The sequence below is a fragment of the Bradyrhizobium sp. ORS 375 genome, from assembly GCF_000239775.1.
In the GTDB taxonomy this organism is placed as follows: domain Bacteria; phylum Pseudomonadota; class Alphaproteobacteria; order Rhizobiales; family Xanthobacteraceae; genus Bradyrhizobium.
Window position 1 is genome coordinate 1 of the sequence record NZ_CAFI01000350.1, and the last position, 8,875, is coordinate 8,875.

10 protein-coding genes are annotated in these 8,875 nt (G+C 65.5%); all 10 read right to left on the reverse strand.

Features of this window, described 5'->3' with window-relative positions:
* Positions 1-122: 122 nt before the first annotated feature.
* The gene (locus BRAO375_RS24940; protein WP_006614371.1) at positions 123-425 is read right to left on the reverse strand and encodes a putative quinol monooxygenase; all 303 of its coding nucleotides are present in this window, start codon (positions 423-425) and stop codon (positions 123-125) included.
* On the reverse strand, positions 425-1,939 hold the full coding sequence (locus tag BRAO375_RS24945; RefSeq protein ID WP_009030224.1) for an amidase: 1,515 nt from the start codon (positions 1,937-1,939) through the stop codon (positions 425-427). The genes BRAO375_RS24940 and BRAO375_RS24945 overlap by 1 nt, the downstream gene beginning before the upstream one ends.
* An 85-nt stretch (positions 1,940-2,024) precedes the next feature.
* Positions 2,025-2,726 (reverse strand): ABC transporter ATP-binding protein, encoded by a 702-nt coding sequence (locus BRAO375_RS24950; RefSeq protein ID WP_009030225.1) that lies wholly within the window; start codon positions 2,724-2,726, stop codon positions 2,025-2,027.
* Positions 2,723-3,451, reverse strand: a complete 729-nt coding sequence (locus tag BRAO375_RS24955) for an ATP-binding cassette domain-containing protein (RefSeq protein ID WP_009030226.1) — start codon at positions 3,449-3,451, stop codon at positions 2,723-2,725. Before BRAO375_RS24955 ends, BRAO375_RS24950 begins: the two co-directional genes overlap by 4 nt.
* Before the next feature lies 1 nt (position 3,452).
* On the reverse strand, positions 3,453-4,505 hold the full coding sequence (locus BRAO375_RS24960) for a branched-chain amino acid ABC transporter permease (protein WP_009030227.1): 1,053 nt from the start codon (positions 4,503-4,505) through the stop codon (positions 3,453-3,455).
* Positions 4,505-5,371, reverse strand: a complete 867-nt coding sequence (locus BRAO375_RS24965; protein ID WP_009030228.1) for a branched-chain amino acid ABC transporter permease — start codon at positions 5,369-5,371, stop codon at positions 4,505-4,507. Before BRAO375_RS24965 ends, BRAO375_RS24960 begins: the two co-directional genes overlap by 1 nt.
* Before the next feature lie 70 nt (positions 5,372-5,441).
* Positions 5,442-6,680, reverse strand: a complete 1,239-nt coding sequence (locus tag BRAO375_RS24970; protein WP_009030229.1) for an urea ABC transporter substrate-binding protein — start codon at positions 6,678-6,680, stop codon at positions 5,442-5,444.
* Positions 6,681-6,778: 98 nt separating this feature from the next.
* On the reverse strand, positions 6,779-7,828 hold the full coding sequence (locus BRAO375_RS24975; protein ID WP_035642045.1) for a substrate-binding domain-containing protein: 1,050 nt from the start codon (positions 7,826-7,828) through the stop codon (positions 6,779-6,781).
* A gap of 199 nt (positions 7,829-8,027) precedes the next feature.
* The gene (locus tag BRAO375_RS24980; protein WP_009030231.1) at positions 8,028-8,504 is read right to left on the reverse strand and encodes a GNAT family N-acetyltransferase; all 477 of its coding nucleotides are present in this window, start codon (positions 8,502-8,504) and stop codon (positions 8,028-8,030) included.
* A 45-nt stretch (positions 8,505-8,549) separates the two neighbouring features.
* On the reverse strand, positions 8,550-8,875 hold a 326-nt coding region (locus BRAO375_RS24985; protein WP_035642043.1), incomplete at its 5' end, for a Sel1 repeat-containing protein.

The window sequence follows — 8,875 nt, forward strand, 5'->3', positions numbered from 1 at the left end:
TGCCTTGCCCCGTGGCAACCAAGAGCTCGTCGTCACCCAATCCATCGCCCTCGTCCTGAGGAGCCCGCCACGTTGGGCGGGCGTCTCGAAGGACGATTGGTGGACTCACCTCTCGCCACCCCCTACCGCATCGTCGCCGACACCTCCTGCGAGGTCACGAGAATGACCTCACCGTCGAGGATCGGCTTGGCGATGCCGAAGAAGGTCGCCACCGCGGCGGAGCCGTTGTGGCGGTCCATCGCGGCCTTGTCGGCGAAGCGCTCGTAGGTGGTGAACAGACCGGGCTCGGTCTCGCTCTGCGAGATGAAGAACCCGATCGTCTCCGGCTCGTTGGCCGCGACATGGGCCGCGACGGCGACGAGGGCGTCGCGCATCGTGGCCTCGTGTCCCGCCTTGGCCCTGATGACCGCGGTGATGGTGATCATCAGAAGGTCTTCCAGTCGCCATCGGCCTCGAACGCCGCCGCTGCCTGGTAGATCGTGGACTCGGCGTAGTCCTTGCCGATCAGCATCAGGCCGACCGGGAGACCGTCGGAGAGGCCGCACGGCACGGTCATCGCGGGATGGCCGGTGACGTCGAACGGGCTCGTCGTCGCGGTCATCTCGAAGGCGCGCTGCACGACTTCGGCGAGCGGCGCGTCCTTGGCCGGAATCGGCGTGGCGACGCACGGCAGGGTCGGCATCAGCAAGAGGTCGTAGGAGCCGAACATCGCGTCATAGGCCGCCTTGGCCTGGATCGCGATGTTGCGCGACTTGGCGTAGTAGCGGCCGCGATAGTGCTCGAGGCCCCACTGGCCGACCAGCATGGTGAGCTTCAACGTTACCGACAGATCGTCGGCGCGGGTGCGCCAGCCGGAATGCGCATCGAGCAGGCCGACGTCGTAAAGGCCCTTCCAGTTGAAGCCCATGCCGTTGCCGAGCATCATCTGCACCAGAAAGCCTTCGAGCGTGATCGGATTCCACGCCGCCAGCGCATGCATGTGCTCGGGGATCGAGACCTCCGACACGGAGGCGCCCATCTTGGCGAAGCGCTCGGCGCCGGCCTTGACCTTGCTGACCACGCCTTCCTGCATGTTCGGTGCGCTGAAGCCTTCCTTGAGCACGCCGATCTTCAGACCCTTCACGCCCTTGCCGAGCGCCTCGGTGTAGGCCGCAACCTTCGGCGCGTATTGCCGCGGATCGAGGCCGTCAGCACCGGCCAGCACTTCGAGCAGCAGCGCGTTGTCCTTGACGTTGGCCGTCATCGGCCCGGTGTGGTCGATCGTCGACTCGATCGGCATCACGCCGGTGTAGGGCACGAGGCCGTGGGTCGCCTTCATGCCGTAGATCCCGCAATAGGATGCGGGGATGCGGATCGAGCCGCCCTGGTCGCCGCCGATCGACATGTCGACCTCGCCGGCCGCCACGAGCGCGGCGCTGCCCGAGGACGAGCCGCCGGCCGAATAGCCCATCTTCCAGGGGTTGTGCACCGGCGCCGGATCTGAGGTGTGGCTGCCGCCGGACAGGCAGAAGTGCTCGCAGACGGCCTTGCCGACGATGGTGCCGCCGGCATCGAGGATACGCGAGACGATGGTGGCGTCCGCGGCGGGAATGAAGCCTTCGAGCGTGGTCGAGCCGTTCATCATGGGAACGCCGGCGAGCGCGACGTTGTCCTTCAGCACGACGGTACGGCCGGCGAGCTTGCCGGAGCCTGCGCCCTTCACCTCGGTCTTGATCGCCCAGGCGTTGTACTTGTTCTCCTTCGCCGGCGGCTTAGCGCCCGGCGTGCGCGGATATTTCACCGGCGGCAGCGGGTTCGGCAGCTCATCGATGATGTCGTACTGATCGAACATGCCGCCCATCAGCGACAGATACTCGGCGGCCTCCTCGACCGTCATGTTCATGTGCAGGCTGGCGGCGAGATCGGCGACTTCCTCGGCATTCGGGCGTTTGATGGACATGAGTCATCCTTTCTTGTGAGGACAAGCTGGGCAGAGACAGGAGATGATGCAGTTCGAATTCGCCGGCGCGCGGCGCCGGTGCGGGCTAGCTCGGGACCATCTGACCTTCCCGGGCCAGAAGAGTCTCACGGTCGAGTTCCTCGGTGATACGTCCCTTCTGGATGTGGAGGATGCGATCCGATAACGACGTGATGAATTCCAGGTTCTGCTCGACGACGATCAGGGACATCTTCCAGCGCGACTTCAGCGCCAGCAGGGTCTCGATGATCTCCTCGATGATCGACGGCTGGATGCCCTCGGTCGGCTCGTCCAGCAGGATCAGCTTCGGCTTGGTGCAGAGGCAGCGCGCCAGCGCCAGCAATTGCTGCTCGCCGCCGGAGAGCGCGCCGCCGCGGCGATCGAGCAGCCGCACCAGGCGCGGGAAATCCTGCAGCACGGCATCGATGACACCGCGGTCCTCCTTCGGCGCCGCGGCGAGTCCCATGCGGAGGTTTTCCATGACCGAGAGATCCGGAAAGATCTCGCGCCCCTGCGGCACCAGGCCGATGCCGAGCCGCGAGCGCTCGTGCGGCTTGAGATGCGTGATGGTCTTGCCGGCGAACACGACCGAGCCGTCGGTGGTCGGCAGGTGCCCCATCAAGGTGCGCAGCGCCGTGGTCTTGCCCATGCCGTTGTGGCCGAGGATGCCGAGATACTCGCCGTCCCCGACCGTGAGGTCGACGCCGAACAGGATCGGGATCCGGCCATAGCCGGACTTCAGACCCTTGACCTCGAGAAGTGCGCTCATGCCGCCACCTTCTTGCCGAGATAGACGTCGCGCACGCGCTGGTCGGCGAGCACCTTGTCGACGGTGTCCTCGACCAGCACACGGCCCTGGTGGAACACAGTCACGCGCTTGGCGATCTGCTTGATGAACTCCATGTCGTGCTCGACGACGACGATGGCGCGGGTCTGGTTGATCTCGCGAATGATCGCGGCGGTGTGGAAGGTTTCCTCGTCGGTCATTCCCGCCGCAGGCTCGTCGAGCAGGATCAGCTCGGGCTCGGCGGCGAGCACCATGCCGATCTCCACCCATTGGCGCTGGCCGTGGGACAAGGTCGCGACGATGCTGTCGGCGTAGTCGGTCAGCCGGATCATCTCCAGCACGGCATCGACCGCCGGGCCCTGCTGCCGCGGCGTCGCCTTGCGGCGCACCGCGAGCCAGATGTTCTCGCGCACCGAGAGGCCGTTGAACACGTTCGGCACCTGGGTCTTGATGCCGATGCCCATGCGCGCGATCTCGTGCGAGGCCTTGCCCGCGATCGGCATGCCGCGGAAGGCGATCGTGCCCGAGGTCGGCACCAGCTGGCCCGTCAGCGTCTTGAAGAACGTGCTCTTGCCGGCGCCGTTCGGACCGATCAGGCAGCGCAGCTCCATCTCCTGCAAGGTGAAGGTGATGTCGTCATTGGCGACCACGCCGCCGAAGCGCATCGTCAGGTGCTCGGCCTTGAGCAGAGGAACGATATCAGCCATGTCATTCGGCTCCTGCGGGATGCGGCGCCGCTGACGGCACCGGGCGGCCATTGGTCTTCGGCTTCTTGTCCGGGATCAGCCGCATGACCAGATCACGCACCGTCGGGAAGATGCCTTTCGGCAGCAGCAGCACGAACACCACCAGCACGCCGCCGAGCACGAGGTTCGAGTTCAACAGCTGCTGCGAGCCTATATAGGCGACGATGTATTCGATCACGACGCAGCCGATGATCGGCCCGAGCAAGGTGCCGAGACCCCCGACGGTGATCCATATGATGATCTCGGCCGACAGCGACAGGCTGAAGATGGTTGGGCTGACGAAGGCGCCCCAGTTGACGTAGAGCGCGCCGGCAAGTCCAGCGATGGCGCCGCCGAGGATGAAGGTCAGGCACTTCACGAGACGCGGATCGTAGCCGAGCAACGACGCACGGACCTCGTTCTCACGGACAGCGACGATGATGCGCCCGGCCGGCAGCGCCAGCAGCAGCCGCAGCAGCAGGAACACACCGAGCAGCACATAGGCGGTCGTCCACCACGACTGCTCCGGCGACAGCACGGTCGACGGATCGAACGGCACATTGAAGGTAGGCACCGCCGGCATGCCGTTGAAGCCGCCGAGCAGCGCCTTGCCGATCTTGTAGGCGTCGCCCGAGGTCGAGTTGACCGAGTTGAACAGGATCAAGGTGACCGTCAGCGTGATGACGCCGAGATAGACGTCGGAGATGCGGCCGAAGAAGATGAAGTAGCCGAGAATGGCCGCGAACAGCGCGGGCACCGCGATCGCCAGCAGGATCGCCGGCGTCGAGTCCTGGAAATTGACCGCTGCGATCGCATAGGCGTAGCCGCCGAGGCCGAAGAAGGCGGTCTGGCCGAACGACAGGATGCCGCCATAGCCCCAGATGAAGGCGAGGCTGAGCGCCAGCACCGACATCGCGGCAAACAGGGTCAACTGCATCAGGCCGAACAGCTCGATCACGCTCGGCACGATCGCGATCGCGCCGATGGCGACAACGGTTCCCGCCGCCTGCAGAGCAAGACGAAGGCGCTTGTCCATCACAGGTTCCCCTTGAAGAAGCGCCCGGAGATGCCCTGCGGCAGCAGTCGGATGAGCACGATCGCGGTGGTGAAGACGATGACCTCGCCGTAGACAGGCGTGGTGAAGTAGGCGCCGATCTGGTTGACCGAGCCGAACAGGCTCGCCGCCGACAACGTGCCGGACAGGATCGCGGCGCCGCCGCCGACCACGGTCATGAACGCCTTTGCGACATAGGCGCCGCCCATGACCGGGGTGATGCCGGAAACCGGCGCCAGCAAGCCGCCGGCGAGGCCGGTCACGGCCGCGCCGAGTGCGAAGGTGCTCATGTAGACGCGGGCGGGGTTGACGCCGAGCGTCGCGGCCATCGCCGGGTTCTGCATCGTGGCGCGGGCGACTAGCCCGAAGCGGGTGTAGCGCATCACGCCATAGATGATCGCCATCATGAGCGCGGCCATCACCGCGAGGAACAGTGTGTAGTAGCTCGACTGGTAGGAGCCGATCGAGAAGCCGCCGAGCGGCGTCGGGACGCCCTGCTGGGTGTTGCCGTAGATCGTGGTGATGATGCCGATGATCAGGAGGCTGAGGCCCCAGGTCGCGAGCATCGAGTCGACCAGGCGACCATAGAGGAAGCGGATCAGGCAGCGCTCGATGACGAGGCCGACCAGGCCGACGAACACCGGCGCGATGACCAGCATCGCGACCCAGATGTTCACCCCGGCATTGGCCGAGATCACCGTCGCATAGGCCCCTAACATGATGAACTCGCCATGGGCGAGGTTGATGATCTTCATCATGCCGAAGATGATCGCCAGCCCCAGGCAGAGCAGGAACAGCGATGAGATTCCGTTGAGAACGTCGAGCGCGAGGATGACGTAGATCGCCATGCGTCAGGTCTTTCAGGGCAGTCCAGGAGAAAAGCGGGTCCCGCCGGAGCGGCGGAACCCGAGGATCGCATCAGAGATTGATGATGTACTGCTTGACGTCGTTCGGGTTCTTGACGAGGTCGCACACGCTCGCGGTGTCCGCGGGCTTGGCGTCGGTGTAGGTCTCCAGCACCGACCATTTGCGGTCCTTGACCTCGGCGAGGAACGCGTTGCGGACGGTATGGTGGGTCTGCTTGTCCAGCGAGACCTTGCCGCTCGGCCCCTCGAACACGAGGCCGCTCTCGAGCGCCTCGATCACCTTCATGCGGTCGATGCTGCCGGCCTTCTTGACGCCCTCGGCCCACAGCATGACGCCCTCATAGGTGCACGAGGCGAGCTCGCTGATATAGGGCGAGTCCGGATGCGCCTTCTTGATCTTCTCGACGAAGCTCTTGGAGGCCGGCGTGGTCAGCTCCTCGAAATAGCCGTAGGCGCCGATGACCGCATCGCTCTCCGCCGCATCCAGGGTCGAGGGCTCGTTGACGAGGCCGAAGGTGGTGGAGGCGATCGGGATCTTCGATTTCATGCCGGCCGCGGTCCACTGCCGGTAGAACGCGGTGTGGTTGCCGCCGACCAGCGCCGACAGGATCAGGTCGGGCTTGGCCGCCTGGATCTTCGAGATCGTCGAGCCGAAATTGGTGACGTCGAGCGGGAAGAAGTCCGTGCTAAGGATCTCGCCGCCATTGTCCTTGCAGTATTTGGTCATCCACTTCGCGGTGATCTGACCATAGTTGTAGTCGGCGGCAATGATATAGGCCTTCTTGCCGGACTTCTTCATCGCGCTCGGAACCAGCTTCTCGACCGTCTGGGCCGGTGTGGTGCCGGTGCAGAAGGTGTTGCGGTCGCAGACGCCGCCTTCGTACAGCGTGTTGTAGAAGTACAGCACCTTGAAGCGGTCGAAGGTCGGCCGGATCGCCTCGCGCGAGGCCGAGGTGATGCCGCCATGGACGACGTCGACCTTGTCCTTCACCGCGAGCTGCTGGGCATATTGCGAGTACAGCTGGATGTTGGACTGGGTGTCGTAATGAATCACCTTCAAGGGACGTCCAAGCAGGCCGCCAGCGGCGTTGATCTCCTCGACGGCCAGCTGCAGCGCGTAGACCATCGGGGTGCCGGACGTGCCGATCGGACCGGACTGGTCATGCAGGCTGCCGACGGTGATCGGGTTCTCGGCCGCGAGCGCACCCGAGCGGAACACCGCGGGTGCCGCGATCAGCGTCGAGGTCGCGACGGCCGAGCGTTGCAGGAAACGACGGCGTGAAAGAGTCATATGGGTCCCCATGGTTTGGTGATGCTGGTTCACGAGCCGCTTAAAGTTTAAAATTACAATATTTGAAAAGGCAAGTTATTTTTTGACGCGCCCTGCCCCTAGCGCGATGCGACGACCGAGAAATCGTAGCCGTCGAGCTCGGCGAGATGGATCGGATGGCGGCCGCCGACCACCGGCCGCTCCTCGTTGCCGCGGGCGGTACGCCCCTGCAGCGTGCGCCCGAAGACGCGCCGGAGATCTCGCGCGTCGAAGCTCTCGGCGCGCTCGATCAGCGCGGCGAGCGCGTGGATGCCTTCGTAGCAGGACTCGCCATAGCCGTTCGGCGGCGGCGGATGGTCGCCATAGGCGGTGTAGTAGCGCTCCAGGAACGCGCCGTTGTTGCGCGACCGCAGCGAGGCGAAGTAGCTGGAGGCGACGTAGACGTTCTCGGTCTCGCTGTTGTCGAGACCGTAGACAATGGTCTCGTCGAAGGCCGAGGAGAAGCGCAGCACGTGGCGGCTGAGGCCGGCGGCGCAGAACGCGCGGTTGAAGGCGATGCAGTCGAAGCCGAGGAACACCGGCAGGACGACGTCGCTGCGCGTCGCCTTGATGCGATCGAGCATCGCGTCGAAATCGTGCACGCCGACCGGAACGTAATGCTCGCCGGTGACGGTGCCGCCGTATCGCGCGATCAGGCGCTTGGCGATCTCGAGCGAGGAGCGCGGCCAGATGTAGTCGTTGCCGCACAGGAAGAAGCGCCGGGCGCGCTTGTGCTCCGACAGCCACTGGATGGCCGGCGCGAGCAGCTCGGGTGCGGTCTCGCCGGTGGTCATCACGTCGCTGCTCGGCGACAGGCCCTCGAATTGCGGCGTGTAAAGGAACGGCACGCGGCCGCGGGCGGCCGCCGCGACCGGATCGCGCGCATAGCTCGGCAGCATGCCGATGAGGCCATCGACCACGAGCTCGTCGACCGCTTCAGCCGCCGCCCGTGCCGCGCTGACGCTGCTCGCACCAGCGTCGATCACGACCAGCTCCACCGGCCTGCGGCGGATCCCCGCAGCCTGATTCAGCTCGCTCACGGCCAGCCGCCCACAAGCTTCGGCGGAGGGCGCCCACAACCCTGCCGAGCCGCTCTGGGGAATGATCAGGCCGATCCGAACGCTGCGCAAACCTGCTGCCTTCTGCTGCTGCAGAGGATTTGCACTCACGAATCGTGCCAAGCGCGATTCGTTTGCGGGCGCAGTCGTTTGCGCATCGAAGTTCACCGATTCTGGTCTGGAGGCCGTCTGCTGATCAAAACAGCAGCCAAGCGCCGCTCAATCCTTAGGCAGTCGCGGGCACGCTCGTGATGAGGACGGCGGGCGCTATTCAGCGCCCGCCTGCCATGACCTTGCGCATCGGATAGGAGGCGGCGGTGCCGAACTTGCCGGCGGGGATGCCGACGTCGACATAGCCGCGGGCCAGATAGAATCGGTGCGCCGTCTCGGTGCTCAACAGCGCGATCTCCAGCGCACCAAGCGCGAGTGCGCGTCGCTCCAGCTCGGCCACCATGGCCGAGCTCACGCCGCGAAAGCGCGCCTGCGGCGACACGTAGTTGACGGTGATCTCGCCGGGATGGGCGAGCCCGCCGACGGCGAGAATCGCACCGTCCTCGACCGCGACCAGCAGCGAGCGGCCCTGCCCGTCGGCCCAGGTCGCAACGATCTCCGGTGTCTTGTTGGCGAGCCAGCGCTTGAGGATGTCGGGATTGTCGCGATGATCAGCCGAGCATAGCTCGATGATGGACGCGCGCACGACGGCGCAGGCCGCTTCGGCGTCACCAGGGGTCGCATCGCGGATGATCATCGCAATCTCCCTCTCAGCGAGAGGGAGCGCGATGCGTTCCCTCTGCTACTCGCGCTTGCCCTGCACCCAGCTCTCGAGCATCTGCAGCGCCGTGGCGCGGTCGTCGTCCGAGGCCTTGGCGAAGGCGCGGTTGTAGCTCTCCTTGATCCAGGCTTCGTCCGGACCAGCGCTGTCACGCGCCAAGGTGAGCCACATCAGGCCGCGCGCCGGCTGCCGCGGCAGACGGTCGCCGTTGAACAGCATCTGGCCAAGCAAGGCCTGGGCCTGATGCTGGCCCTTCTGGGCGGCGAGGCCGAGCCAGCGCGCACCATAGCGGAAGTCGTCGCGCGAAGCGTCCGCCGTCTTCAGATAGAGCCGCGCCAGGTCGTACT